We start from the raw sequence: 26,813 nt of genomic DNA on the forward strand, positions 1-26,813 counted from the left end.
AAACTTCGGTTAAGATTTCAGAATTATTCCAACAGTATCAGATAACACCTTGATTTTGTCATCAAGCGAGTTTAAGTCCATTTTAGGCCGATCACCATCAAATACAAGAACATGAGATGGGGTCTTTTGTTTCGTATTACAATATAATGGAATAGCAACTATAAAGCCAGATAGTTTTCTAAATAGTTTTAGGCGTGAAAAGTTCCTTACGGATGTTTTCTTCATATATCTTTTCACCGTAGCTCTTAAAGAAGGAGGCAAGTCATCTAATTCTGAATATTTTGATAATTTTTCACCATCCACTTTTAATCCTTCGGCTTTGGAAATCTCCTTCGTATAATACGCTAACGGAACAATTCCATCCACTTCTCTATCGTTCTTGGGCGCCATAAAAAGCGTTGATCTCTTCTCAAGGTTTGGCAAGCCAGCCCGCTGATACACCCTAAGGTATTTATGAGCAGGTATAGGAAATGTCCTCATTCGAAAAATAAAGCACCGTCTTCTTAGGAAATATCTAACATTCATTGTCGTTGACCTCACAAAATACAATGCTGCGACTAATGGACCACATTCCTCAAAAATTGTCACCCGATACCTTGAAGATTCACTTCCCATGGATTGAATAAAGTTATCCAATACCTCGTACACTAAATTCCTTTTTCTATTTATTACCTGTAACGACAAAAAACCATAAACAACTGCATTGCCAAGAAACAAAGCTGCGCCAAAAAGCCCCTTATTATTGTAGATATCATTTAATAACATGCAGAACCAAGAATTTTCACATTCTTCAAGCTGCAGAGTTTCAATTGAAAAATAAAGATAACCACAAATTGAAGGGAGGAGAAAAGACCTTATCCAATTCATAATTTCGTGAATAATGTAATTCAAAAAAATCCCCTACCGCTAATTACAAAAATTTGATATTTTAACAATCAAAACTTTCAATTATTTCAATTGAAAGAAACTGAGGAATAGAGCCTCAATAATCAAATAGACCCCAATTGTTCAAAAGAAAAAATAAACAATGGGAGTCGAACCGTGAAAATATCGTAAAGTAATCCTATGGCTAGCCCCTACCAGTCTAAATCACCGAAGTTTAATTTACAACTAGCCAAGTCTCAAGAAATTGACAGAAAAAAGTGGAGCATATCGGATTCGAACCGATGACCCCCACGCTGCCAGCGTGGTGCTCTAGCCAGCTGAGCTAATGCCCCTTTTTTTGATCAGAAAGTGAATCAGCGTGGTGCTCTGGTCTCCGCGACCCGGCCACCTGCGCTAATGCCCCTTTTTCAAGTTTAAGAGCAAGCCTGATGCTTTTGCTCTTTAAGGATTGCGAATTTAAGCTAAAATTCAATTTAACCAACCCCTCCTTTATATTTTTCTACCGCCATCAACCCTTCCACGCGATCCCGTGTCCTAATAGGCAGATTTGAAAACTTATGAAAGCCCTTTTGCCCTTACTTTGTTTGACCATGCTGTCGGCATGTCTTACCAACCCCTCCCGAACAGAAAACACCTATTATCAGAATGCCAAGCTGATATAAGAACACCCCTATGTGCTCCCGGGAGATTCACTTGTGTTTCTGCGATATCATCAGGCAGAGGACAAAGAGAATGTAATGGATGATGAGTACGCTGAGGCTCTTTATTTTCAGGTTCCGGACACCACCCAATTTCACTACGAAGGTGCTGATCAACTTCGACAATTGAAAATCCGGCTCTATCCATACTGCTTCTGTATGGAAGCCGTGGGCAATACCATAGAAGGCGGCAAAATCTCCGGAACACGCAGCAACGGAAACTGGCGTATTTCAGCGGACATCGACTTACGCATTATCTATGCCTACGATCAGGACAGCACTTATCTGGGCCAGCGGATCAATCGCACCTTTTCCGGGACTTTTCATCAGGAAGCAATCCCAGCAGGGAGATAAGAAATCATTTTCATCACATATCCGTAGAAGGAATCTTAGAACCTTTTTGGAAGCATTTCGCTTTCCTACCTAAATTCCTTTTATGAGCAAATCCAAAGTAACACTGAGCCATGTGTTCAAAACCATCGTATGGCCCAGAAGAAAGATCATTGGCGTAGGTCTGATATTGATTGTGATCAGTCGGGCCGCCAGCCTGGTACTACCGGGAGCCAGTAAATACCTGATGGACGATGTGATCGCAAAGAGTGACATGGAAATGCTAAAAGTACTTCTGTTGGCCATTCTCGGAGCCATCGTGGTGCAGTCCATCACTTCCTTTCTGCTGACGCGCATACTGAGCGTAGAAGCTCAGCACCTCATCTCTCAACTGCGCGTCAGAGTGCAGCGAAAGATCATGTACTTGCCGGTTCGCTTTTTTGATAATACCAAAAGCGGGGAGCTCGTATCCCGAATCATGACGGATGTGGAAGGGGTAAGAAACCTTGTGGGTACAGGGCTGGTACAGCTGGTAGGAGGTCTCCTTACGGCCATTGTTTCCCTGTTCCTCCTCATCAACATCAGCCCCATGATGACAATTTACGTGTTGGTGCCGGTTTCCATATTTGGGGTGATCTCGTTAAAAGCCTTTGGGTACATCCGCCCCATTTTCAGAGAACGAGGCAAACTGAATGCCGAAGTAACCGGCCGCCTGAATGAGACACTCGGCGGGGTGCGGGTGATCAAAGGCTTCAATGCAGAAAAACAAGAAATCAAGACCTTTGAAGAAGGGGTCGAAAAACTTTATCTGAACGTAAAAAAGAGCCTTACCTCCACCAGTCTGGTTACCAGTTCGGCCACATTTCTGTTGGGCCTTGCCAGCACTGGCATCATGGGCATAGGCGGATACCTGATTGTCCAGGGCGAAATGACCATCGGAGATTTCCTGGCCTTTACATTGTATTTGGGATTTATGATCGCCCCTATCGTGCAAATGAGTAACATCGGCAGCCAGCTCACGGAGGCATTTGCCGGGCTGGACCGCACAGAGGAGATCATGAATCTTGCAGAAGAAGACGATGGCTCGGTAAGAACCATTCGCATCCCACAGATCAAAGGTGACGTGGAGTTTCGTGATGTAAGCTTCTCTTATGAAGACGACAACCATGTAATCAAGCACATTAGCTTCAAGGCTCCGGCTGGCTCTGTGACTGCCCTGGTAGGAACCTCCGGCTCTGGGAAATCCACCATCGCCAGCCTTGCTGCATCTTTCCTCACCCCCGATGAGGGCATCATCACCATTGACAATGAAGACCTCTCTAAAATTTCCTTGGATAGCTATAGGAGTCAGCTGGGAGTCGTCCTTCAGGATGATTTCCTCTTTGAGGGCACTATTCGTGAAAACATTCTCTTCCCAAGACCGGATGCCACAGAAGAAGCTCTGATGACTACCGTAAAAGCCGCTCACGTGGACGAGTTTACCGATCGGTTCGAAAAAGGATTGGACACGCGAATCGGTGAACGGGGCGTAAAACTTTCCGGCGGTCAAAAGCAACGCATAGCCATCGCTCGAGCGATATTGGCAGACCCGAGAATACTCATCCTGGATGAGGCTACCTCCAATCTGGATACCGAGAGCGAAAGTTTTATTCAGGAGAGTTTGGCCAGGCTCATGAGTGGGCGTACCTCGTTTGTCATTGCCCACAGGCTGAGCACCATTCGTCAGGCCGATCAGATTCTGGTGGTAGAAAATGGTCAGATTGCCGAGCAGGGTACCCATGACGAATTGATCCAAAAAGAGGGCCGCTACTTTCAACTTTACACTTACCAGGCAAGAATTTAAGCTTACAATACACCGCGGGCTGGTTAATTCCATTTGAGTTTGTATATTTATCCTCCCCTGATCAGCAAAATAAATTCGGGCATGTAGAATGCCACGTTGTTAAACCAGGATTAAAACCCAAAAAAAGCATGATAATAGGAATTGGAGGTGTAAGCCGTGCGGGTAAAAGTACTTTGGCCGAGAAGCTGAAAGTCCACCTTGAAAAGGCGGGCAAATCAGTGGACATATTTTGCCAGGATGAGTATGTGAAACCCAAGATTTCCATTCCTAAAGTGCAGGGTGTACCCGATTGGGAGAGACCCAGCACCATCAAGTGGGACTCGCTCACCAATGATGTTCAAAGATCTGAAGCTGATGTCAAAATCGTAGAAGGTTTGTTTTCATTTTATCCTGCCTCCCTGCGGGTAAAATATGATGCAAAGCTGTTTTTAGAAATCGATAAGGAGGTTTTTCTGGGCAGAAAAAGTCAGGACAAACGCTGGGATGAAGAGCCCGAATGGTATGCTGAACACGTGTGGAGGTCATATATGAAATATGGCCAGAAAAAGGGAGACAAAAGTGAGTATTTGGACATCTCAGGGGAAGCTCCGTATGACCCTAAGAAAATTCTGGAAGCCATCAGTTAGGTCACTTCGCCAATTTTGTATGATTTCCCATTGAAGGAAACCAAATCTCCGCGCTTTTTTCCCAGAAATGCCGCTCCCAGTGGTGCCACTGGTGAAATACAAAACACCTTTTCTGGAGTTTGGATGAGTCCGAGACTTATGCTGATGTAGAATAGCCCCTGATCTGTACTCAACAAGCTACCTAGCTCTACTTTCTCTGACTTTCGTTCGGGATGGAGCTCCCGAAGAACTTTCTGCTGCTTCAGCACCTGATTGAGCTGTGAAGCTACCTTCTCCTTCTCCAGGTGCATCATGGCACGCCCGGTTTCGTACTTATCTCCGGCACTGCTTTTAGACTCCTCATTGGCAGCCGCCTGAAAGCCCCTGAGCTCATTATTGAGCCCATCTATTCTGCTTTGGATCAAAGCCAAGCAGACTTCATGAACTTTCAATTTCATCGTGTGTAATTCCATGAAGCCTGCCTGATTATTTTATAATTCAAATTTTATCCCCTGTGCCAGAGGCAGCTGTGTGGAATAGTTAATGGTATTGGTCTGTCGGCGCATATAAGCCTTCCATGCATCCGAACCAGACTCGCGTCCTCCACCGGTCTCTTTCTCCCCACCAAAAGCACCACCAATTTCTGCTCCCGATGTACCAATGTTAACATTGGCAATACCACAATCTGAACCAGCCTGTGAAAGGAATAGCTCCGACTCTCGCATGTTGGTTGTCATGATGGCCGAAGACAATCCCTGCGGCACCGCATTCTGCATGGCGATGGCTTCCTCCAGGGTACTATACTTGATCAGGTAAAGAATCGGTGCAAAAGTCTCATGACACACGATTTCGTAATCGTTTTTCACCTCATAAATGGCGGGCTTCACATAACATCCAGATTCATAACCAGGACCTGAAAGCACCTCTCCTGCGATAACCGCTTTACCTCCTTCTGCGGCAATTTTGGTCAGGGCACTTTCGTACATCTGCACAGCATCTTTGTCGATCAGTGGACCCACGTGGTTGTTTTGATCCAAAGGACTTCCGATTCTCAGCTGACCATATGCACTTTGTAGTCGCTGCTTCAGATCTTCATAAATGCTCTCATGGATGATGAGCCTTCTCGTAGAAGTACATCTTTGTCCGGCAGTCCCTACTGCACCAAACACAGCACCCGGAATGGCAATGTTGAGGTCGGCATTTTCGGTTATTATAATAGCGTTATTTCCGCCGAGTTCCAGGATCGATTTTCCAAGCCTTCGCCCTACAGCTTCTCCCACGGCCTTACCCATACGTGTAGATCCTGTAGCGGAAACCAAGGGCACCCTGGTATCGTTAGCCATTTTCTTTCCGATTTCAGCGTCACCTACGATCAGGCCACACACTCCTGGGTGCACACCGTTCTTTTCAAAGATTCCCTGCACAATTTTCTGACAAGCTATGGCTGACAAAGGCACTTTTTCGGATGGCTTCCAGATACACACGTCACCACAGACCCACGCCAGAGCGGAGTTCCACGCCCAGACGGCCACCGGAAAATTGAATGCAGAAATAATCCCGACAATGCCCAGAGGATGCCACTGCTCATACATCCTGTGCAGCGGGCGCTCCGAATGCATGGTGAGCCCATAAAGCTGGCGCGAAAGCCCTACCGCAAAATCGCAGATGTCGATCATCTCCTGCACTTCTCCCAGCCCTTCCTGTAGAGACTTGCCCATCTCATAAGACACCAAAGTGCCCAAATCATCTTTATGCTTTCTGAGCTCCAGCCCTATCTGGCGCACAATCTCACCACGCTGTGGTGCGGGCACTAGTCGCCACTCCAGGAAGGCCTCCTGAGCCGCTCGCACTACTTTTTCGTAAGCATCGGCATCCGCCAGCCTCACTTCGGCAATGGCCTTGCCATCTACAGGTGAAAAAGAAGTGATCACTTCACCCTTGGTAGGAAGCCACTTGCTCCCTATAGCGGCACCGGGGTTAGATGCCTCTACGCCAAGGTTCTTTAAGATTTTAGTCATGTCAGAAGATGGGGTACTCATATCTGTTTTGGTTAAATGTTGTTTCGAGCGGCAAAGCTAAATAATCTCATTGCGAAAAACCCTAAAAACCAAAAGAGCCACCTTGCCGAAGGGCAAGGTGGCTCTTATCTCTGCTAACTTCGCTCACCAACCTATCCCATAATAGGCTTTTTCTCCATTGGGGTAAACTCCTTCTATGAGTATGCCCTCTCCTCTGGCTCCGTTTAGTGATGCAGATAGATCATCCATATTGGCGATCGGTCGCTTGTCTATTTTCGTGATAATAAACCCTTCCTCGATTCCGGCCTCTTTCCACTTGCCTTTTTCAATAGACTTCACCTGCACCCCTGACTTTATCCCAAACTTTTCTTTGTAGGTATCTGAAACGGGCTCCAGAGTAGCTCCCTCCATCTGAAAGGCGCTGTTGGCTTTCACCACCTCAGTTGTCATAAACTGGTTCTTCAATATCGCATCAACTGTTTTAGTTTTTCCATCCCGGATGAACGTGACCTCAATCTTGTCCCCAGGTCTGTTGAGCGCTACCTGCTCCTGAAGCTGGGCCACGTTGGACACCTTTTTTCCCTCGATGGCAATGATCACATCCTTCTCCTTCAAGCCTGCTTCGGCGGCAGATGTACCTTCGTTCACTTTAGCCACAAATACCCCCTTGAGCACATTCAGGTTTTCCTGCTCGGCCAGTGCTGATGACACATCCACAATCTGAATGCCCAACAAGGGGCGCTGTACCGCACCAAAATCCTTCAAATCATAGATCACCTTTTTCACCAGCGTAGCTGGCACTGCAAATGAATAGCCGGCAAAGGCGCCTGTCGGAGAGGCGATAGCGGTATTAATGCCCACAAGCTCACCTTTCAGATTGACCAGTGCTCCACCACTATTTCCGGGATTTACAGCCGCATCTGTCTGTATAAATGCCTCTATGCGTGTAGCACTTCCTCCACGTGCCAGTATGTTGATGTTTCGGGCTTTGGCGCTCACAATCCCTGCGGTCACCGTAGACCTGAAATCAAACGGATTACCTATGGCCAGTACCCACTCCCCAATCTGCATGCTTTCAGAATCCCCAAACTTCACCGTGGGCAGGTTCTCTGCATCTACTTTGATCAGGGCCAGGTCGGTATCGGGGTCCACACCCACCACTTCTCCTTTGTAAGTACTGTTGTCATTCAGCAGGATTTCGATCTCCGAAGCTCCATCCACCACATGGTTGTTGGTAGCAATGTATCCATCCGAAGAAATAATAACCCCGGAACCAGCTCCCATACCCGGTCCGCCCTCTCGCCTGTCATAGCGATCACCAAAATAGTCTCTGAAGAAATCCTCCATAGGGTTACGGGCACCATTGGATTGAGTGGTTGCAGCATATTTTGTGCGGATGTGTACCACTCCGGGTGTTGCAGACTTGGCAGCATATACAAAATTGAGTCCCTGCGGAACTACATAGTCTGTGGTATCAAAAACGTAATTGGTAAAACTCACCGGGTTGTTACCACTAACCGGCTGAATCTGATTTGTAACTTCTGTCTCCACCAGTGTGGCATACCCGCCAAGGGCGATGGCTGCTCCCAAAAATGAAGACAGAATCATTGCGAAAAATATATTTCTCTTACTCATAATTCTTACTGTTTCTAATTTCCGTATAGACTTATACTGTCTTTGATCAGACTTTGTTTGGGTTAAACTCCCGATACCCGGCAAGTGTGTATAACCTTAACAAATCTTAACAAAAAACCCTGATCCCGGCTATTGCCAGAACCAGGGCCTCACTTGCTCCAACTCTAATTACTTAATCGCAATGGTCTTTTTCATTTCCTTCTTAGCATCCTTGGGCAGTACAATGTTGAGTACGCCATCTTTGTAAGAAGCGTCGATTTTCTCCACATTCACATTGTCTGGAAGGTAGAAGGATCTACTGAATGTCCCGTAAGAGCTCTCCACAGTGTGGTAGTTCTTTTCGGTTTTTTCCTGACTCATTTTTCGCTCTCCACTCACAGTCAATCGATCATCCTTCACATCTATGTTGATGTTTTCCTTTTGGATGCCGGGAATGTGAAACTGAATTTCAAATTCCTTATCTGATTCAGCAATATCTACCTGTGGTGAAAAGCTGGTAATGCCTTTTCCTCCATAAAAGTCATCATTGAAAAATCTGTCAATGAAGTTTCCGAATGTCGCAGGCTTAAAGCCGTTTGGGTTATACTTTATAAGTGTCATGTTTTTGAAAGTTTAAATTGTTTAACATCAAATTCGATTACCCATTAAACGAATTCTGTACCAAGCCGAAAATCATAACAAACAAGTGTCATAATGACCGATTTTAATGACAAATAGATAAATAAACTGACATAATGGCTTGTATTTAAAAAATGCAGAAGTAATTAAAATTTTTAAGTGAAAGGTTTTGCAGATAATGAAACAGAAAATTAAGTTTGCAATCCTTTTTACAAAGCCTTGTAAAGAGGCAGCGAAAAATTCCTCCTTAGCTCAGCTGGTTAGAGCATCTGACTGTTAATCAGAGGGTCCTTGGTTCGAGCCCAAGAGGAGGAGCCAAAACAAGAAACCTACTAGTTCATTCTGGTAGGTTTTTTTATGTCCTGAAGGGTAAGACGCGGGCTCGAACTGGTTCGAGGGCTAGCCGCCCCTTTTCAGCAAGCCTGTTCCCCCTCTTGAGAGGGGCTAGGGGTGTGTAATTTGGATCAAGCAATATTTGCGCGGGTTATCACTTCATGGTTATATTTTGCAAACTGAAATAATCCACTCTAGATTCAGAAAAGTAAGGACACAATGGCGGGTAGGCATCCAAGCCTTATCCGACCGGGGCGAGGGCTAGCCGCACCTTTCAGCAAGACTGTTCCCCTCTTGAGAGGGGCTAGGGGTGTGTAATTTCACTTCCTCTTTTCCAGTCAAGGGCACTCCGATCCAAACGCTCATATTCATCCCACAAAGCAGCCGCTCCCAGAATGGCAAGATCCTGCTGATCCATAGTGACCAATTTCAAACGACGGACGGTCTCTGGAAAAGGAAAATCCGACAAAGCAGATTTGAGGTCACCTTCAAATAGCGGAAAAGCCTTGGAAATAGAACCTCCAAAAGCAATGACTTCAGGATCATAGGCTGCCAACACCATTTTCACAAATTGTCCCAGATGATCTCCATACTCCCTCCATACCTCAGTGACTTCACCATCCCCACCGGCTGCAGCTTCGTTTGCGGCCTGTGCGGTCGTTTGGTGTTGGGTCACAAAAAATCCGCTACTGCTAAAATCCTCGTAGCGGGCATCGAGGTAGCGGAGTATCCCGAGTTCTCCTGCCCCACAATTGCTCCCGAAGTAAGGTCGCCCGTTTAGCACCAGACCAATCCCTATTCCGGTGCCCAGTGTGATGCCCACCATGTTTTCACATGGGTCCTCCAGGCCATACTTATAAGTTCCGTACGCAAAGCAGTTGGCATCATTATTAACATGCACCGGCAGTCCGAATCTCATCTCCAGTTCGCGCTTGAGCTCCACCCGCTTCCATGAACTAATATTGTTTGAATTGTACACGGTGCCCGTGGGAATGTCTACCACAGCGGGTACCCCTATCCCAATACCATCCGTATTGGAATTGATCAATGGGGAAAGGAAATCAGAGATTTGATCAAGGGTCTTCTCCAATACATCTTTATTTTCCAGCAAGGTCTGACGCTTATGCTCCAACCGATCTCCCTGACAGATGGCTGCCCGAATTTGAGTTGCTCCTAAATCTACGCCTATTGTCATCCGTCCTAAAATTTCAATTTCCCAAAAACTTTAAAAAGGGCCACAGTACTCAAAAGTGAAACAGCAGCAAGGCATACACCCAACCAAACGTCCTGATAGACAAATGAGCCAATGGAGAAGAGGGCAGAATAAACCGACACCAGTCCAATAAAAATCAGCAGCACTTGTAACGGCATTTGCCAAACAACACCCTCTGCATTATCACATGGATCGTTGTCTCCTCTGGCTTCCTCCACCACGCGCTTCCACCCTGGACCACCGGGGCGGGTAAGGCGATAAAAATTTCTCAGAACCTGGGCATTTTCCGGCTTGGTCAGCAGTGTGACGGACACCCACGAAACCGTAACAACACCCACAGTAATCAGGAGCTTCATGGTAAAGCCATCCAGAACCTCCGTAGCCACTGTAGCGTCATCCACTCCAAGCACCAGCACAAAAGCCACCACAGTGGCCACAATCATGGCGGTAATTTCGGTGATGGCATTGATCCGCCACCAAAACCAGCGCAGCAGGTAAATGGCCCCTGAACCTGCTCCTGACAAAAGCAGGATATTGAATGCCTGAGTGGCATTGTCCAGCACATACAATGAAAGAAATCCGGCAATGATCATCAGGAGGACTGTAGTCCATCTACCCATGGCCACCATCTGCTTATCGGTCGCATCAGGCTTCAGAAACCGCTTATAAAAATCATTGACAAAATACGATGAGCCCCAATTGAGGTGAGTACCTATAGTGGACATATAGGCCGCAATGATTGACGCCACCACAAGGCCTATCCATCCTGTGCCGAGTTTGGCCAGCATCACGGGATAGGCAATGTCATCTTTCAAATAAGTGGGATCTATATCCGGAAATTCTGCATGAATAGAATCCAGGTCCGGGTAAATCACCATGGAAGCCAACGCCACGATGATCCATGGCCAGGGCCTGAGGGCATAGTGCGCAAAATTGAACAGTAAAGTAGCCCCGATGGCATTTTTTTCATCTTTGGCAGAAAGCATACGCTGGGCAATGTAACCACCACCACCAGGCTCAGCGCCCGGGTACCAGACGGCCCACCACTGCACTGCCAGGGGGATCAACAGTAGTGGCACCCAAACCGAGGCACTGCTGAAATCCGGAATAACGCTGATCTTATCAGCAATAATGGGGTTACTCATTAGCTCAGAAAGGCTCCCAACCTCCGGCTGACTCACGGCCACATAAGCGGCATATACGGCACCAAACATAGCAATTCCGTATTGGAAAAAGTCCGCCCAAACCACTCCCTTAATGCCTCCGAGCGAGGCATAAATCACCACCACAATGGAGGCACCCACCACCACCACCCAAGGCTCCAGTCCCAACATCACTGCACCAATCTTGATAGCCGCCAGTGTGACTGAACCCATGATCAGGGTATTAAAAAAAACGCCTAAATAAATGGCCCTAAACCCTCGCAGAAAGGACGCGAGCTTTCCTCCGTATCGTATCTCGTAAAATTCCAGATCGGTATTGACTCTTGACTTTCTCCAAAGCCGGGCATAGATAAAAACCGTGACCATTCCTGTAATCAGAAAGGCCCACCACGCCCAGTTTTTAGACACTCCACTCTCCCGGACAAATCCAGTCACCAGGTTGGGGGTGTCCGCTGAAAAAGTACAGGCCACCATGGATACACCCAGGAGCCACCAGGGCATTCCGCGGCCTCCCAGGAAGTACTCTTCCGAACTCTGACCCGCAGTACGGGAGGCCACCCAGCCTATTCCCAATACGATGGCGAAAAAAATGGCAATAATGATCCAGTCAAGGGTATGTAAAAGCATATCCGGTTATTTTAAGAGGGAGAAACTGATGTAAGTATTAAAAGTGGTAGCGCTTGAAGGCTTCGATGGCTTCATACTCAGCCAAACCAAGTTGATCATAAAGCTTGGCAGTGGATCTGTTTCGGTCTTCAGCCCTTTGCCAGAACTCCCGACCATCAGTTCCCTGAAAGACCACTCCATCTTTTTGTGATTGGTGCTTGAAGATTGCCTGACGCTTCTTCATCAACTCATCCGGACTCAGAGGCACAGCCATATCTATGTCTTCGATTCCCCACTCCTGCCATGCGCCGCGATACAGCCACACGTAACAATCCTTCAGCCAGTCATCATCCTTCAGGACTTCCAGTGCTTTGAAAATAACATCCAGACAGACCCTGTGGGTACCATGTGGATCTGATAGGTCCCCTGCTGCATAGATCTGATGTGGCTGAATGGCCCGGAGCAAGTCCACGGTAATCCTGACATCCTCTTCACTAATCGGGAGTTTTTTCACTCGGCCGGTCTCGTAGAATGGCAGATCCAGAAAGTGTGCTCGCTCGTCTGGTAACCCAACAAAGCGACAGCCGGCACGGGCCTCACCCCTTCTGATCAGCCCCTTGATCCTGCGAACATCATCAGTATCCATTTCACCGGTACCTTTATTGAGAATGTCGGCTTTTATTTTTTGATAAAACTCCTTTTGCTCTGACTGCTTATTGTCCTGGGAGTTTTTCAGCTCATTGTAGAAATCTGCAAAACGGATCACTTCTTCGTCAAATACCGCAATATTTCCAGAAGTCTGATAGGCCACATGCACCTCGTGCCCCTGGTCATGTAAGCGAATAAAAGTACCTCCCATGGAGATCACATCATCGTCCGGATGAGGGCTGAAAAGCACCACTCTCTTCTGGGCAGGTAAGGCACGCTCAGGTCGCTGAGAATCATCTGCATTGGGCTTACCCCCGGGCCATCCGGTAATGGTATGCTGTAGTGCATTGAACATCTTAATATTCAGCTCATAGGTAGAAGGATAAGCGGTAATGAGATCATTCATTCCATGATCATTGTAATCACGCTCCGTAAGCTTCAGGATAGGCTTTCCAGTTTGCTGGCAAAGCCATACCACCGCCCGCTTGGTGGTGAACTCGTCCCATTTACAACCACCTACCAGCCAGGGGGTATAGATTCGCTTCAGGTAAGCAGAAGATCCAGTGTCCAGTACCACTGTGGTATTGTGATGCTGCTGCAGGTAGGTAGCAGGTATTTCTCCTGAGATATCCCCTTCTATCATCCTTCCCACCACAGTGGCTTTGCTCTCACCCCAGGCCATCAATAGAATTCTCTTCGCTTTCAGAATGGTCCCGATCCCCATAGTAATGGCCTTGCGAGGCACATTCTCTTTTCCATAAAAATCTCCAGCGGCATCCTCGCGGGTCACTTGATCCAACGTGACAAGCCTGGTAATTGAATTGACGTGGGAGCCCGGCTCATTGAAACCTATGTGTCCGGTTCGGCCAATCCCCAATATCTGCAGGTCTATCCCGCCATATGTTTCAATCTTGCGCTCATACTCCAGGCAGTATTTTCTGACTTCAGATTCCTGCAGGTCACCTTTCGGGATGTTAATATTCTCCGGATCAATATTGATGTGATCAAACAAATACTCATGCATAAAATGCCAGTAGCTGTGACTGGAGATGGGTGCTATCGGGAAGTACTCGTCCAGATTGAATGTCACTACATTGTGAAAACTCAGCCCCTCCTCCTGGTGCATTTTGACCAGTTCGTTATAAACACCCTTCGGGCTGGAGCCTGTGGCCAGGCCCAACACACAAACATCCCCTTTGCTCTGCTTATGCCGAATCAAATCAGCTATCTCCATGGCAATGCTTCTGGAGCCTATAGATGATTCACTGAAAACAACATTGTGAATCTTTTCAAAGCGTTTTTCCTCATGCAACCCAACCATCTCATGGGTGAGTATTTGACTATTCTGAATGGGCTCTTCCAATATGTCAGTCATTTTGTTTGGTAGTTTAAAGATAGAAAAGACATCAATCGACTTCTCCTAAAATGGTCATCTTTTACAAACGTATAAAAAAATGTGTGCGCACACAATTAATTTAAATAAAAATGTGTGCGCACACACCAACATCAGAAAGAGTCTCAGGTTTTGATTAGTTTTGACCATTATATGTTTCGAAAATGATTGATAAGAAAAACATCAGAATCAAGGATATTGCTCAAATGGCTGGTGTATCGGTGGGTACTGTGGACCGGGTGCTGCATGGAAGGGGGAAAGTATCTAAAGACGCACAGCAAAAAGTAGAGGACGTTCTCAATCGTACCGGGTATAAGCCTAACCTGATCGCCAGAACATTGGGATCCAACAAGACACTCAAAATCACCGCCTTATTGCCCGACCCGGCACAGGATGACTACTGGGCGCTGGCTGAAGCCGGGATACTTCAAAGCATTGAAGAGTGGTCTTATTATGATGTAGAAATCAACTGCATTTTCTTTGACCTCTACAATCCTGGCTCATTCAAAACCACCACAGATGTTGTACTCGAAAGCAAACCCGACGGAATACTTATCGCTCCTGTCTTTCACCACGAATCTATCGAGCTGCTGGCGCAATTGAAAGCGCACTCCATACCTTATGTGCTCTTTAACACCAACATACCTGAAGCCGATCCTTTGTGTTTTATCGGACAAAACCTGGTACACAGTGGCAAGGTGGCCGGTGAGCTCCTCAGCCTTGCAGGTGGGACCAGACGAACCATCATGTCACTGCACATCTATGAAAACCGTGATAACTCGGTTCACCTGATGGCCAAGGAGCATGGGTTAAGGCAATATTTTCAGGAGCAGCCCTACGAGGTGATCAGTCTCGACCTCAGCACTCCACATGAGGTAGAGGATCATATCAGAGAAGCCATCTTGAATCCTGATCTACTGGGAATTTTTGTGACTACCTCCAAAGGCACGTACATAGTAGCCCAAATACTTGAAAAGTACAGTCTGGAGCACATTAGACTGGTGGGCTACGATCTATTGGAAGAAAACCTCCGCTATCTGAAAAAAGGAACGATTGATTTTCTGATTAATCAAAATCCCAAACGGATGGCAAAAATAGGCGTCAATCACCTGGTGAACCACCTGCTCTTCCAAAAGACCCTCCCGGAAAAAGAGATTTTCCCCATTGAAATCATCACCCGCCAAAACCTGGATTCCTACCTCACCTCCAGGATTCATTGAGACCCCTAAACATCAAAAACCCGCACCGATAAAATCGGTGCGGGTTTTCTACTTCAGTTGAGCACTGATCAACTCTTCAATATATCCTCAATCTTTTTGAGCTCATCTGCCTCAAACCCCAGATGATCCAAAGCTTTCACATTAGACCTTAGTTGCTCGGCACTACTCACGCCCACCAGTACGGAAGTAAGTCGCTCGTCTTTCAGCAACCAGGCGATGGCCATATCGCTCAATGATTGCCCTCTGGCCTCTGCAATGGCATGCAGGCCTTTTATTTTCGCCAAATTAGCCTCTACGGTCTCTCGCTGCAAATAGGTCATCCCCTTTGCCGCCCGGCTATCAGCCGGTATTCCCTTGATGTATTTATTGGTGAGCATACCCTGCTCCAATGGACTAAAAGCAATGCAGCCCACGCCATTGTCATCCAGGGTATTCATCAATCTCTTTTCCACCCATCTGTCAAACATTGAGTACCTGGCCTGATGAATGAGGCAGGGTGTTCCCAGATCTTTGAGAATGGCAATGGCTTTTTTAGCCTGATCATCCGGGTAGTTGGAGATCCCCACATATAAAGCCCGCCCTGATCTGACAATGAAGTCCAACGCACCCATCGTTTCCTCCAGTGGTGTGTCAGGGTCTGGCCTGTGGTGATAGAAAAGATCCACATAGTCCAGGTTCATCCTTTTCAGGCTCTGATCTAAACTATTCACCAGGTACTTTCTCGATCCAAAATTGCCGAACGGCCCGGGCCACATGTCGTATCCCGCCTTTGAGGAAATAAAAAGTTCATCGCGATGAGCTGAAAAATCCTCCTTATATAATCTCCCAAAATTGGTTTCGGCTGATCCAAACGGCGGCCCGTAGTTATTGGCCAGGTCAAAGTGTATGATTCCAAGATCAAAAGCAGTTCTCAGAATCTGCTGTCCTTTGAGTAGGTCATCTGCATGCCCAAAGTTGTGCCACAGACCAAGTGAAAGAAGCGGAAGCTGTACACCGCTGCGACCACAGCGGCGGTATTTCATTTGCTGATACCGGCCGTCCTTTGCCAGGTATCGTTTATATCCTGATTTGTCGTTAATTTCCATGGGTTTAAAGTTACTCGCTCAGTAAGAAAATACCAGTGCTACATCATCATTCCTACCTACCAAAATGTACTTGGATCCTTTAGCTGACTGGATCACTGCCAAACTCCGGATATCTCCACGGATTTTTAATCCCGCTTCACTGGCTTTGGGTACCGAAAACTCTCCTTGTCCATTACCCAAAAGTAAGGCACCCTGACTGGCATCATATGCCCCGAAATACGGGGTGGCCCATTCCATATTCCCCCCCAGAATGAGGTCCTGATTTCCATCATTGTTCACATCCAGAGAAGCAATGGCATAGACGGGTGCCCTTTGGGCCACTGCCGGGAGTTCCTTTTGCTCAAATCTGAGCCCTCCAAGATTCATCAGGGCTATAGACTTATAAGTGCATGCCTCATACCTTTTGCTGGCACTTAGTGCTTCCGGCTGAAAAATCTGATCAATGCTCTTCCCGGAAAAATCCTTATTGAGGATGAATAACTTCTTGATCAGGGGCATCTGCTTTACTAGCTCGTCTCGGTTGGCCAGGGGGTACTCCTTATCACCTATGCTGTAGGTAATAATCTGATCCAGAGAGAGATTCTTATCAAAATCATTCACATACATTCGAACAGGCTGATCCACGGATGGCTGAAGCTTACTATTAGTACCCAAATTTCCCAACACAAAATCAGGACGTCCATCTCCGTTCAGATCCGTTAGGGTGATGGTATTCCACCAGCCATTGGTTCTATCCAGGTCAGGAATATCGGCCTTCTCCAATTTCCCATTTCTATTCATAAAAACGGTAATGGGCATCCACTCACCCACAATGATCAGGTCTTCGTAACCATCCTCGTCCAAATCGGCCCAAACAGCATCAGTGACCATGCCAATGTGTTCGAGTTCAGGAGCCACGCCAGCAGTTTCGTTTCTGAACCTACCAGGGCCAATATTGAACAGGATACGGCTCTCCGGGGTCTGGCCATATTTACCGGCCACCACTCGTCCCCCCACAAATAAGTCCTGATCTCCATCATGATCTATGTCTGAAGCAATGACTACTGATCCATGCTGAAAATTCTCCTCCAAAGCGCCTTGCTGAAGCGAAAAATTCCCAGCTCCATCATTGTAAAAGAGTCTGTCATTCAGCCGGGGATTGGGCGGCTGAAACTCATTGCCACCGGAGGCCAGGTATAAATCCTGATCGCCATCATTGTCCGCATCAAAAAACAAAGCCGCAGTTTCTTCCGGTGCCGGATTACTACGGAAAGTCTCAGCCGAATGCTTTCGAAAGGTACCATCTGCGTTCTGTAAATAGAGCATTCCATTGTTGCCAGAGGCTCCACAGATATAAGCATCCTCCAGCCCGTCTCCATTGACATCAGCTACCGCTATGGCCGGGCCATCACGCGAGATTACATGTGGAATAAGGTATTGAGCATTAAAATCAACAAAGGGATTTTCAAAGTGTCTGAATGCCAGCTGACTTTGCTCGGTCACCTCCTTCAAAACAGGCGGCTGTCCCTCCTCCTCATATTCAAAGAGGCCTTTAGCCTGCGCCATGTCAAGCAGAATGGTCTGATTAACCTCTACAGCCGTGAGCATCTGTGTGCCTCCTCCCGGCCAGATGACTCGCAAGGAATCCACTTTAGCACTCTTACCAACTCCAAATACCAGCTCCTTGGTGGTACTTGACTGGAAGCCCCTATCCGGGAAAAGCTCCTGATACTGCAGGTTACCTTCCGCATAAAGCCTCACTTTGGTCCCTACGCCATTTGGGTTTCCAGACGAGCCCTTCAATCTTACCTTCAAATAATTATTTCCCTGCTGGTTGTTTTTAAGAATCTGCGCCCGGTCGTTGATGTTATTCACGACCAAATCCAGGTCTCCATCATTGTCCAGATCAGCATAAACCGAGCTGGTCGAGACTGTCTTTTCTAGCTTCGCCCACGAGGCGGATACATTTTCAAAGGATATTCCACCCTGATTTCTGAATAAATAATTCTCAACTTTTCCATCCGGCATCTGCGCAATCAAGGCTGAGTCACTGATCTCATCATTCCCTACTTTGAAATCATTGGCAGAAAGGAACATGATGTAATCCAAATCATTCGGACGTTTCACGATTCCGTTGGAAATAAACAGGTCCTTATAACCATCCAAATCTAGATCAGCAAAAAGGGGAGCCCAGCTCCAGTCTGTAGCCGCCACACCGGTCATCAGTCCCACCTCAGAGAATGTTCCGTCGCCATTATTAAGCTGCAACATATTGCGGGCAAACTGCTTTTCGTAACCAAAAGTCTGCTTGAGTTTGTAGATCTCATAGGATTCCTCGCCGGCTGAGTTCTTGAGGACTTTTTCATCCTCGGGTAGCATATCCAGGGTGATGATTTCAGGCAGTCCATCATTGTTAATATCCCCAATGTCATTACCCATGGAAGACCTGCTGCTATGAGTGATCATGCTCCCTATGGATTCAGTAAATGTGCCATCCTGATTGTTCAGATAGAGGTAGTCATTTTCATGAAAATCATTGGAAATGTAGATATCCGTATATCCATCAAAATTAAAATCTGAAAGTCCAATTCCCAGTCCGTAACCGATTTGAGAAGTATAGATACCAGCACTTTTAGTAACATCCACAAACATGCCGCCATCATTTCTGAGCAGTAAATCTCCTGCCAGGGAGTCTTCATCCAGACGCAGAGTGGATCGGCCGTAACTCCTTTTGGTATGGACAGAATGATTCAAAAGATAAACATCCAGGTCCTGGTCATTATCAAAATCAAAAAATGCAGCCTGTGTGGAAAATCCCTTAAAATCAAGCCCAAATGAAGCGGCGCTTTCGGTAAATGTGAGGTCTCCGTTATTAATAAAAAGCTGGTTTTGACCTGATATCCCTTTGTACTTCCCTACCCTGCAAACATAGATATCCAGATAACCATCCGCATTCACATCAGCCATGGTCACACCGGTTTTCCAGGCACCTGGCGAACTCACTCCTGCGGATTCGGTAATGTCCTCGAACTCAAAGTTGCCTTTGTTCAGGTAAAGTTTATTCTCTGCCTGATTGGCAGTAAAATAGATATCCTCCAGGCCATCATTGTTAATATCACCAACAGCCACACCTCCGCCATTGTAGAAGTAGAGATAATCCACAATATTGAATTGTTCATCCTCAGTAAGTGTGTTAGAAAAGGAGACCCCTGACGTTTCAGCAGGCACATACTCCAGCAGCGATTTCGGTACTTGCTCTTTACAGGAAACGACAGATACAATCAGAATTAACAGACAAAAGGTGCGTATGGACATCATTTTTTACTTTTCGCGATGAAGATTTGCATCGCCTCATTATTATTGGCCACTATGACTTTGGGTCCAGCCTTGGTATTCACTACTTTGATTTTCCTTGTTTGGCCGTTCAGGTATAGCCCGGAATCCGTTGATTTGAGGGCTTTAAACCCACCATTTCCGTCCCCCAGAAGCACGAGCCCGTAGTTGGCATCATAGCGGCCCACTTCCGGCTTAGTATCATTAAGGTTGCCACCCACCAGCAGATCCATATTACCATCCATATTCACATCCATGGCCTCCAGCGCGTAGGTCACAGAAAACTGAGCCTCAATGGGAAGACTAGCTTTGGTATAGCCATTTGGTCCACTTAGATAAACCACCGTTTCCAGTTCTCTTACTTCGTACACTTTAGACTTGGCAAGCGCCTCTGGTGGAAACACATCCGTCATCTCCTGATTCTTATAATCCCCCCATTCCAGATATTTCTTCTTCAAATGTGGCAGCTGCATGATCAGGTCGTGTCGCAATACCATGGGGTAAGCCTTCTCTCCATTATACTGGGTGACGATTTGCTCAATGGTGCCATTCTGATCAAAATCATTGACATACATGGAAACCGGCTTTGTCTCAGAGGCTTCAAACCGACTGTTGCTTCCATGATTTCCCACGGCCAGGTCGGGCCGCCCATCATTGTTGAAATCGGCCATTTCGATGGTATTCCACCAGCCAGCATCGTCCAGAAGGTTGGGTAAGCTATCTCTGACCAAACTCCCCCCGGTGTTGGAGAAATACATAATAGGCATCCACTCTCCCACGACCATCAGGTCCTGATCGCCATCACCGTCCATATCTTCCCAGCTGGCATCTGTGACCATTCCCAGGTCCTGAAAAGCTACGGATAGCTCCAAGTCAGTCTGAAAATTGCCCTTACCATCATTGATCAGTAAATAGCTGGAGGCGGGCACACCGTAGTAGCCGGGCACCATCCTAATCCCTACAAAAAGATCCAGATCCCCATCGCCATCCACATCCCCGGGCACCACCGATGAAGTATTTTCATACCTCCCATTCGGGTAAATTTTGTTCTGCTTAGTAAAACCTTGTCCCTTGAGATTGAGATATAGCCGATCTCCAAGGGCCGACGACAAATCAGAAAATTCTGAGCTTCCACTAGCAACATACAGATCTTGAAAGCCGTCTCCATCAGCATCAAAAAAAGCACAATCCACGTCTTCATACTCCGCTTCCTGGATCATATAAGATTTTGGCACTCGCTCGAAAACACCGGAAGCTTTCTGTATAAAAAGGGCTCCTGCCTGGCCCGCTGCCCCGCCAATGTAAAAATCTTCCAGGCCGTCATTGTTGGCATCCCCGGTGCATAAGCATGGACCTTCCGTGGACCGCATGTGGTAAACCAACCTGTCCTTATCAAAATCTACCCATTTGCTCTCTCGGTGCACAAAAGCCGAATCAGTCACCGACTGAAAAATTGGCTCCTTGTTTGTTTTTCTACTCATAGAGCCGGTCTTCTCTGAGGGCTCTTTGAGCTCCAATGTCTGGTTGGCCTCTACATTGATAAGAGTCTGGATGGCGCCACCCGCCCAGTAAATCTTGACCGAATCCGCCATTTTTGCTAACCCCAGCCCAAAAAGCGGGCGGCTATCCACGGTGGACTCGAAGCCCCTGATGGGCATATTCTCCAGGTAAAGCGTGGTATTCGCCAGGAAAACCTCAATTCGGGTTCCAAAGGCCCCGCTATTTTGACCCTGCCCGGTGAGTTGAAATCGCAAATAATTATTTTGCGGATAGAGTTTATTGGTTTGGTTCTCGAACACCCATGATGGAAGATTGACATTATTGACTATCAGGTCCAGGTCTCCATCATTGTCTAGGTCTCCATAGGCAGACCCATTTGAAAAACCCGGCTCGCCCAATCCGAACTCCTGTGATGTATTGACAAACTGAAGATTGCCCTGGTTCAAATAAGCGTAATTAGCAATTGGTCTGGACGGAATCAAGTCTATCAGGCTTTTGTAATCCACCCCTGCACCTGAAACCAGTTTTTTCACCACCTCCTCCTGTTTCACATAGTGCAGAAAATCCTGATCTGTAAGGTCCTGATAAATCCCATTGGCAATGAAGATATCCTTGAGGCCGTCATTTTGAAAATCAAAAATCAGCGCTCCCCAACTCCAATCTGTGGCTTCCACCCCTGCTAACCGACCAATCTCACTGAAGGTATTGTCTCCATTGTTCAGCTGAAGCATATTTCTGGTGAACTGATGATAATAGCCATTTTGGAGGTTGTACTGATACTTATCCCAGTTCTCGAAGGTCGTCACGGTCTTCACCCGCTCGTCTGGCTCTGGTAGCATATCTGTCACAAAAATATCGGGACGGCTGTCATTGTTGATGTCGGATAAGTCTGCACCCATGGACGCTGCACTTAAGCTTCTGATCTGATCCTCCAGCACTTCCCGAAAAGTACCATCCTGATTGTTCAGATATAGATAGTCACGCTCAAAAAAGTCATTGGAAACATAAATATCCTGCCAGTGATCCCCATCAATATCCCCGACCGTGACACCAAGACCAAAACCTATAATGCTGCCATAGATCCCAGCCTTGTCGCTCACATCCAGAAACTTGCCATTGTCATTTCTAAACAGCTTATCTCCTCCTACCGGATCTCTTTTTGGTCTTTCATTTCTTCTGAGGTCAAAACTCCCAATGGCCTGATAAGAGTTATTGAGCAGGTACATATCCAGGTCTCCGTCTTTGTCATAATCAAAAAAGGCAGCGTGAGTAGAAAACCCGGGATCAGCCAGCCCATACTCGGCAGCACTTTCCCGAAACGTGAGGTCTCCCTGGTTAATAAAAAGCTCATTTTCCTTGCTATCGCCGGCTATGTCGCCTGAGTTACAGACATAAATATCGAGCAGCCCATCTCCATTGATATCCACCAGGCTCACACCAGTGCTCCAGGCTTTTTTACCCTCCACACCGGCTGACATGGTTATGTCCCGGAACTTCATTCCGCCTTCATTAAGATATAGCTTGTTCTTTTTCTGGTTGGCTGTAAAATAAATATCTAACAAACCATCGTTGTTAAAATCGCCCAAGCCAACACCTCCGCCGTTATAGAAGTTACGGTAGGTGAAAATATTGAAGTCTTTATCAAACTCCAGCACATTAGAAAAGTCAACACCAGATTCTGCCGCTGGTACTTTTCGAAAAAGAGTGTCGGCCTCCCTGGCCGTCTCCTGCTGACAGGAAACCATTAAAAGAGACACTGCGAATAAGTATAAATATTTCATACGCTTCAAAGTCTATTGATTGAGTTGCTTGGCTACCGTAAGGTCCGTGAAACGAACGGACACTCGCCTTTCATCCTTCAGTGAAATAGAAATCCTCCTATTACCATCCACTTTCGCATAAGCTGTCGGTTTTTCGGGATGTTCGATCGCCAGAAATCCACCTCCAAATGTCTCTTCCGTTAAGCTCTTGACCGTCAGAATAAGGGAGTCCGCTCCGAACTCCGTATTCCATGGTGCCCAGGCATTGTAAAAATAATCATAGGACATCTCGTAAAGCCCATCTTCATGAAAGGAGGGCTGAAACTGCACGGTCACCGGAGATTTAACATTTTCCTTGATGACATACTCAACAATTCTGGCTCCAGGACCTTGATAAATAAGCTTCTGTCGGTTAAGATCCATGCACCGATCAAAAAAATCCTGAAGACTCATTCCAAAAGTCATTCCCATCAGGAGGGTATCATACCGCACTCCGCTTGCCAATTCACGCTCCTCCATCTCCTGATAGGGGTGCGACTGGCATCCTGCCAACATTATGGCGACTAGTCCTATCGAATACACTGCATTTCTCATCACTAATACGTCACTATATAAGGTTGATCATTATTTTTCAAAAACAATAGTAAAGGCCGGCCTTTCGTGTTAACCTCCAAGATACTCCTCACATCCCCGGTTGTGGAGATCCCGGATTCATTCGGATAAGTGTATCGGAAATCACCATTGCCCGCACCCAAAAACAACTGGCCGTAGCTGCCGGCATAAATACCCGTTTCGGGTTTTGCCATGTGTTGGTTCCCTCCTAACACAAAATCCATAATTCCATCACCATTATAATCAGCAGCACTGATGGCATAGACAGGTGAAAACTGTGCCTCGCGCGGCAATGCTGTTTTGGTGAAAATACCCGAGCCGTCATTGAGATACAAAGACGTTTCTAAATCTACCATTTCATAAGTGACCGCCCCCTCAAGCTGCTCCGGGGTAAAAACGTCTGTCATATTCGCTTCCTTGTATGCTTCATACCTCAGAAATTTCTTTTTCATGGACGGGAGTTGCTTAATCAGATCTTTCAATTGGATCATTGGGAAATAGGCCCCATCTCGATAGTAAGCGGTGATGTGCTCTATGCTCCCATTTCTATCAAAATCACCAACATAAATCCTCATCGGAGCATCAATAGTCGCCCGAAACCGCGAGTTGGTGCCGTTATTCCCTACCAGCACATCTACATCACCATCACCGTCCACATCGGCCACTTGCAGCGTATGGTACATGCCAGAGGAGTTTGAAAACCCCGCCTCCAGGGACTCTGTGAAGCTTCCATCCTGATTGATAAATACTTTCAGCGGCATCCATTCTCCTGCCAGGAGTAGATCCTCATCACCGTCTCCATCAATATCAGCCCATTGAGCGGCTGTAATCATACCGATCTCCTTGTGTGGTGCTATTTCCTCCGTGACTTCATGGAAGGTCCCATCTCCCTTATTCTGAAAAAGGTGACCCGAAACCGGCAACCCAAAGTACTGAGGCTTTAGTCGATCTCCGAGAAACAAATCCGGGTAGCCGTCACCATCAAAATCACTCACCGCTACTGTACCCGTACTGCGTAACTCTGTACCGGGCAATGCCTCTGGCATCAATTGAAATTTCCCTCCAATATTGGTATAGATTCTATCCCTCAGTTCGAGACTCAGACCTGTAAATTCACTTCCTCCACTTGCCACAATCAGATCAAGGTCTCCATCCCGCTCAAAATCAGAAAAAGCGCAATCTGTATCCTCCGACCCTGCTTCGGCATCAAACCTCTGCCCCTCAATGAAGGTACCGTTTCGCTGCTGAAAATAAATCCTGCCGGCCTGCCCCCTGGCACCGCCCAAATAGACATCCTCCAGCCCATCCCCATTCACATCTCCCTTGCAGGCGCATGGCCCTTCATTGGAAGCCATATCAAACAGTAAACGGTCCCGATCGAAATCAACATACGTGTTCTCAGTATGTGAATAAGGCACAACAGATGGATCAACGGCTTGAAAAATGCCTTTACGTTCGTTAAGTCCAGGTACCCGAGTGTCAGTAAGGCTGGCGTAAGAAATCTCAACCAATCGATTCACATCCACTTCCAATTTTCTACTCTCCCGACCATCGGGCCACTGAATCACCACACTGTCTATCCGATCAAGTGTACCCAATCCGAAATGGAGCCGTTGATCTACCGACGACTGAAATCCACGCATCGGGGTAAGCTCTCTGGACCAACCTCTACCACCTCCATACACCCATACTTTACTGCCAATGGCATTCGGATTTCTACCCTTTCCCTGCAGTTTGATGGAGATAAAATTGTTCCCCTGACCATTTGTACGGTTTTCATAGACAAAGGCGGGCATGTTCACATTATTGAGCAAAAGGTCCAAATCCCCATCATTGTCAAGGTCAGCATATGCAGAGCCATTGGAAAATGTCAGCTGATCCAGCCCCCAATCACTGGCTGCATTTTTGAATTCGAGATTCCCCTGATTCTCATAGGCATAGTTGGCCAACGGCTCGGACGGGATCATATCAATCAATTTTTTGATGGCATTCCCGTCGGCCTGAAGCATCTTTCTGATGGCTTCAGGATTTGCCATGAAATTGATATAATCCTGATCAAGCAGATCCTTATAAATTCCATTGGCTACAAAAAGATCACTGTAGCCGTCGTTGTTCATATCGAAAATCAAGGCTCCCCAGCTCCAATCGGTCGCTTCCACACCAGCCAGCCTGGACACTTCACTGAAGGTACCGTTTCGGTTATTGAGCTGAAGGGCATTTCTTCCAAATTGGTGATAGTAGCCTTGCTGCACTTGTAGTTGATACTTGTCCCACCCCTCAAAAGAAGCTTTTGACATGACCCGATCATGTCGCTCAGGCAGCATCTCGGTGACAAACACTTCATTGTAACCATCATTATTCAGGTCGGCAATATCAGCACCCATGGAGCCCATGGATATTTCGGTCATGTAAGAGGTCAGGGACTCTGCGAACGTTCCATTCTGTTGATTGATATACAAATAGTCACGCTCAAAAAAATCGTTGGACACGTAGATATCCAGCCAACCATCCATATCTATGTCACTAATGGTCACACCCAGCCCAAAACCAATGCTGCTGCTATAAATGCCGGCTTGTGTGGACACATCCACAAACCTGTTGTCATCATTTCTAAGCAACATATTTCCACCCAGAGAATCGGGAATCTCCCGCTGATCTTTGATCAAATCATAGCCTCCCACAGAGCGAATTGAATTATTGAGCAAGTAGCAATCCAGGTCACCATCCCGATCATAATCAAAAAATGATGCATGTGTGGAAAGCCCCAGATTATCCAACCCATATTTTTCAGCTTCCTCGCGAAACGTAAGGTCTCCATTGTTGATATAAAGAGAATTTCTTCTGTTTGGGCCACCTGGGGGGCCAGATTTGCAGACATAAATATCCATCCACCCGTCGTAGTTGATGTCCACAAAGGTGACTCCTGTGCTCCAAACATTCTCCGATAGAAGACCGGCGGACTCGGTAATATCTTCAAACGCTATACCCACTTCTGATGAAGTCCCTTTGTTAAGGTAAAGTCTATTCGAAACCATGTTTCCGCAGAAAAACACATCCGGGAAACCATCATTGTTAATGTCACCCACTCCAACACCTCCGCCATTGTAAAAATTTTTGAAGGTATATGGGTTGACATCTTCTGTGTAATCCAGTGTATTTTGGAAATCAATGCCTGTAGACTTCAACAGTCGGAAGCGTTTGTCCGAAGGCTCCTCCTCGGAGGGGACACAGGAAAATGCCAGACAAATAAGAAAAAAAATGATCGCTGGTTGTCTCATGTACATAATGAGGATGGATTCGCTCCTCCAAAACTAAAAAAAAGGCAAGCAACAGAAG

Annotated in this window: 17 protein-coding genes and 2 tRNA genes; 5 read left to right on the top strand and 14 right to left on the bottom strand. The window is 46.7% G+C overall.

The annotated features are described in order from the left end of the window. Positions 1–9 precede the first annotated feature (9 nt). Together ACHKAR_RS16735 and ACHKAR_RS16740 are read right to left on the bottom strand one after the other, a co-directional pair. Positions 10–867, bottom strand: a complete 858-nt coding sequence (locus tag ACHKAR_RS16735) for a hypothetical protein (protein WP_395418566.1) — start codon at positions 865–867, stop codon at positions 10–12. A gap of 276 nt (positions 868–1,143) precedes the next feature. Next, positions 1,144–1,217 (bottom strand) — tRNA-Ala (locus tag ACHKAR_RS16740). Between the two features lie 342 nt (positions 1,218–1,559). Here ACHKAR_RS16740 and ACHKAR_RS16745 point away from each other — a divergent pair. The 3 genes from ACHKAR_RS16745 to ACHKAR_RS16755 all read left to right on the top strand — a co-directional run bounded on the left by ACHKAR_RS16745 (position 1,560) and on the right by ACHKAR_RS16755 (position 4,382). After that, a complete protein-coding gene (locus ACHKAR_RS16745; RefSeq protein ID WP_395418568.1) occupies positions 1,560–1,937 on the top strand; it encodes a hypothetical protein in 378 nt (125 codons plus the stop codon). 82 nt (positions 1,938–2,019) lie between these two features. Beyond that, complete coding sequence (locus ACHKAR_RS16750) at positions 2,020–3,756, top strand: ABC transporter ATP-binding protein (RefSeq protein WP_395418570.1); 1,737 nt, start codon at positions 2,020–2,022, stop codon at positions 3,754–3,756. 128 nt (positions 3,757–3,884) lie between these two features. Further along, entirely contained in the window at positions 3,885–4,382 is a 498-nt protein-coding gene (locus ACHKAR_RS16755) for a uridine kinase family protein (RefSeq protein ID WP_395418572.1), read from the top strand. Here the strand turns inward: ACHKAR_RS16755 and ACHKAR_RS16760 are convergent. From ACHKAR_RS16760 to ACHKAR_RS16775, 4 genes are all read right to left on the bottom strand, one after another. Then, entirely contained in the window at positions 4,379–4,834 is a 456-nt protein-coding gene (locus tag ACHKAR_RS16760; RefSeq protein ID WP_395418573.1) for a 3-oxoacyl-ACP synthase, read from the bottom strand. The genes ACHKAR_RS16755 and ACHKAR_RS16760 overlap by 4 nt on opposite strands. An 18-nt stretch (positions 4,835–4,852) precedes the next feature. Continuing rightward, positions 4,853–6,400, bottom strand: a complete 1,548-nt coding sequence (gene amaB / locus ACHKAR_RS16765; RefSeq protein ID WP_395418574.1) for an L-piperidine-6-carboxylate dehydrogenase — start codon at positions 6,398–6,400, stop codon at positions 4,853–4,855. Positions 6,401–6,523: 123 nt separating this feature from the next. Beyond that, the gene (locus ACHKAR_RS16770) at positions 6,524–8,014 is read right to left on the bottom strand and encodes a Do family serine endopeptidase (RefSeq protein WP_159582893.1); all 1,491 of its coding nucleotides are present in this window, start codon (positions 8,012–8,014) and stop codon (positions 6,524–6,526) included. Between the two features lie 168 nt (positions 8,015–8,182). Beyond that, the gene (locus ACHKAR_RS16775) at positions 8,183–8,614 is read right to left on the bottom strand and encodes an Hsp20/alpha crystallin family protein (RefSeq protein WP_395418576.1); all 432 of its coding nucleotides are present in this window, start codon (positions 8,612–8,614) and stop codon (positions 8,183–8,185) included. A 259-nt stretch (positions 8,615–8,873) separates the two neighbouring features. Between ACHKAR_RS16775 and ACHKAR_RS16780 the strand changes: the two genes are divergently transcribed. Then, positions 8,874–8,950 (top strand) — tRNA-Asn (locus ACHKAR_RS16780). A 319-nt stretch (positions 8,951–9,269) separates the two neighbouring features. Here ACHKAR_RS16780 and ACHKAR_RS16785 read toward each other — a convergent pair. The 3 genes from ACHKAR_RS16785 to nagB are packed head-to-tail and all read right to left on the bottom strand — an operon-like array spanning position 9,270 to position 13,916. After that, on the bottom strand, positions 9,270–10,160 hold the full coding sequence (locus tag ACHKAR_RS16785) for an ROK family protein (protein WP_395418578.1): 891 nt from the start codon (positions 10,158–10,160) through the stop codon (positions 9,270–9,272). A 5-nt stretch (positions 10,161–10,165) separates the two neighbouring features. Next, entirely contained in the window at positions 10,166–11,968 is a 1,803-nt protein-coding gene (locus ACHKAR_RS16790) for a sodium:solute symporter family protein (RefSeq protein WP_395418579.1), read from the bottom strand. A gap of 37 nt (positions 11,969–12,005) precedes the next feature. Beyond that, on the bottom strand, positions 12,006–13,916 hold the full coding sequence (nagB, locus tag ACHKAR_RS16795) for a glucosamine-6-phosphate deaminase (protein WP_395418816.1): 1,911 nt from the start codon (positions 13,914–13,916) through the stop codon (positions 12,006–12,008). Positions 13,917–14,152: 236 nt separating this feature from the next. Here nagB and ACHKAR_RS16800 point away from each other — a divergent pair, with 236 nt between their 5' ends. Then, positions 14,153–15,208: a LacI family DNA-binding transcriptional regulator gene (locus ACHKAR_RS16800; RefSeq protein ID WP_395418581.1), complete on the top strand. Its 1,056-nt coding sequence runs from the start codon at positions 14,153–14,155 to the stop codon at positions 15,206–15,208. A 68-nt stretch (positions 15,209–15,276) separates the two neighbouring features. On the opposite strand, the gene mgrA is transcribed toward ACHKAR_RS16800, so the two are convergent. The 5 genes from mgrA to ACHKAR_RS16825 are packed head-to-tail and all read right to left on the bottom strand — an operon-like array spanning position 15,277 to position 26,755. Next, positions 15,277–16,293, bottom strand: a complete 1,017-nt coding sequence (gene mgrA / locus ACHKAR_RS16805; protein WP_395418582.1) for an L-glyceraldehyde 3-phosphate reductase — start codon at positions 16,291–16,293, stop codon at positions 15,277–15,279. An 18-nt stretch (positions 16,294–16,311) separates the two neighbouring features. After that, positions 16,312–19,590 (bottom strand): VCBS repeat-containing protein, encoded by a 3,279-nt coding sequence (locus ACHKAR_RS16810; protein ID WP_395418583.1) that lies wholly within the window; start codon positions 19,588–19,590, stop codon positions 16,312–16,314. Continuing rightward, entirely contained in the window at positions 19,587–22,886 is a 3,300-nt protein-coding gene (locus ACHKAR_RS16815) for a VCBS repeat-containing protein (protein WP_395418585.1), read from the bottom strand. Before ACHKAR_RS16815 ends, ACHKAR_RS16810 begins: the two co-directional genes overlap by 4 nt. Positions 22,887–22,898: 12 nt before the next feature. Next, positions 22,899–23,459 (bottom strand): hypothetical protein, encoded by a 561-nt coding sequence (locus tag ACHKAR_RS16820; protein WP_395418587.1) that lies wholly within the window; start codon positions 23,457–23,459, stop codon positions 22,899–22,901. A 2-nt stretch (positions 23,460–23,461) separates the two neighbouring features. Further along, positions 23,462–26,755 carry a VCBS repeat-containing protein gene (locus tag ACHKAR_RS16825; protein WP_395418589.1) on the bottom strand — a complete coding sequence of 1,098 codons (3,294 nt, stop codon included), beginning with the start codon at positions 26,753–26,755 and terminating at the stop codon, positions 23,462–23,464. Positions 26,756–26,813 lie beyond the last annotated feature (58 nt).

The sequence above is a fragment of the Marinoscillum luteum genome, assembly GCF_044005705.1.
In the GTDB taxonomy this organism is placed as follows: domain Bacteria; phylum Bacteroidota; class Bacteroidia; order Cytophagales; family Cyclobacteriaceae; genus Marinoscillum; species Marinoscillum luteum.

Coding starts and splice junctions, on each gene's coding strand:
- ACHKAR_RS16735 (WP_395418566.1), bottom strand. CDS start 867: ATGAATTGGATAAGGTCTTTTCTCCTCCCTTCAATTTGTGGTTATCTT.
- ACHKAR_RS16750 (WP_395418570.1), top strand. CDS start 2,020: ATGAGCAAATCCAAAGTAACACTGAGCCATGTGTTCAAAACCATCGTA.
- ACHKAR_RS16755 (WP_395418572.1), top strand. CDS start 3,885: ATGATAATAGGAATTGGAGGTGTAAGCCGTGCGGGTAAAAGTACTTTG.
- ACHKAR_RS16760 (WP_395418573.1), bottom strand. CDS start 4,834: ATGGAATTACACACGATGAAATTGAAAGTTCATGAAGTCTGCTTGGCT.
- amaB (WP_395418574.1), bottom strand. CDS start 6,400: ATGAGTACCCCATCTTCTGACATGACTAAAATCTTAAAGAACCTTGGC.
- ACHKAR_RS16770 (WP_159582893.1), bottom strand. CDS start 8,014: ATGAGTAAGAGAAATATATTTTTCGCAATGATTCTGTCTTCATTTTTG.
- ACHKAR_RS16775 (WP_395418576.1), bottom strand. CDS start 8,614: ATGACACTTATAAAGTATAACCCAAACGGCTTTAAGCCTGCGACATTC.
- ACHKAR_RS16785 (WP_395418578.1), bottom strand. CDS start 10,160: ATGACAATAGGCGTAGATTTAGGAGCAACTCAAATTCGGGCAGCCATC.
- ACHKAR_RS16790 (WP_395418579.1), bottom strand. CDS start 11,968: ATGCTTTTACATACCCTTGACTGGATCATTATTGCCATTTTTTTCGCC.
- nagB (WP_395418816.1), bottom strand. CDS start 13,916: ATGGTTGGGTTGCATGAGGAAAAACGCTTTGAAAAGATTCACAATGTT.
- ACHKAR_RS16800 (WP_395418581.1), top strand. CDS start 14,153: ATGATTGATAAGAAAAACATCAGAATCAAGGATATTGCTCAAATGGCT.
- mgrA (WP_395418582.1), bottom strand. CDS start 16,293: ATGGAAATTAACGACAAATCAGGATATAAACGATACCTGGCAAAGGAC.
- ACHKAR_RS16810 (WP_395418583.1), bottom strand. CDS start 19,590: ATGATGTCCATACGCACCTTTTGTCTGTTAATTCTGATTGTATCTGTC.
- ACHKAR_RS16815 (WP_395418585.1), bottom strand. CDS start 22,886: ATGAAATATTTATACTTATTCGCAGTGTCTCTTTTAATGGTTTCCTGT.
- ACHKAR_RS16820 (WP_395418587.1), bottom strand. CDS start 23,459: ATGAGAAATGCAGTGTATTCGATAGGACTAGTCGCCATAATGTTGGCA.
- ACHKAR_RS16825 (WP_395418589.1), bottom strand. CDS start 26,755: ATGAGACAACCAGCGATCATTTTTTTTCTTATTTGTCTGGCATTTTCC.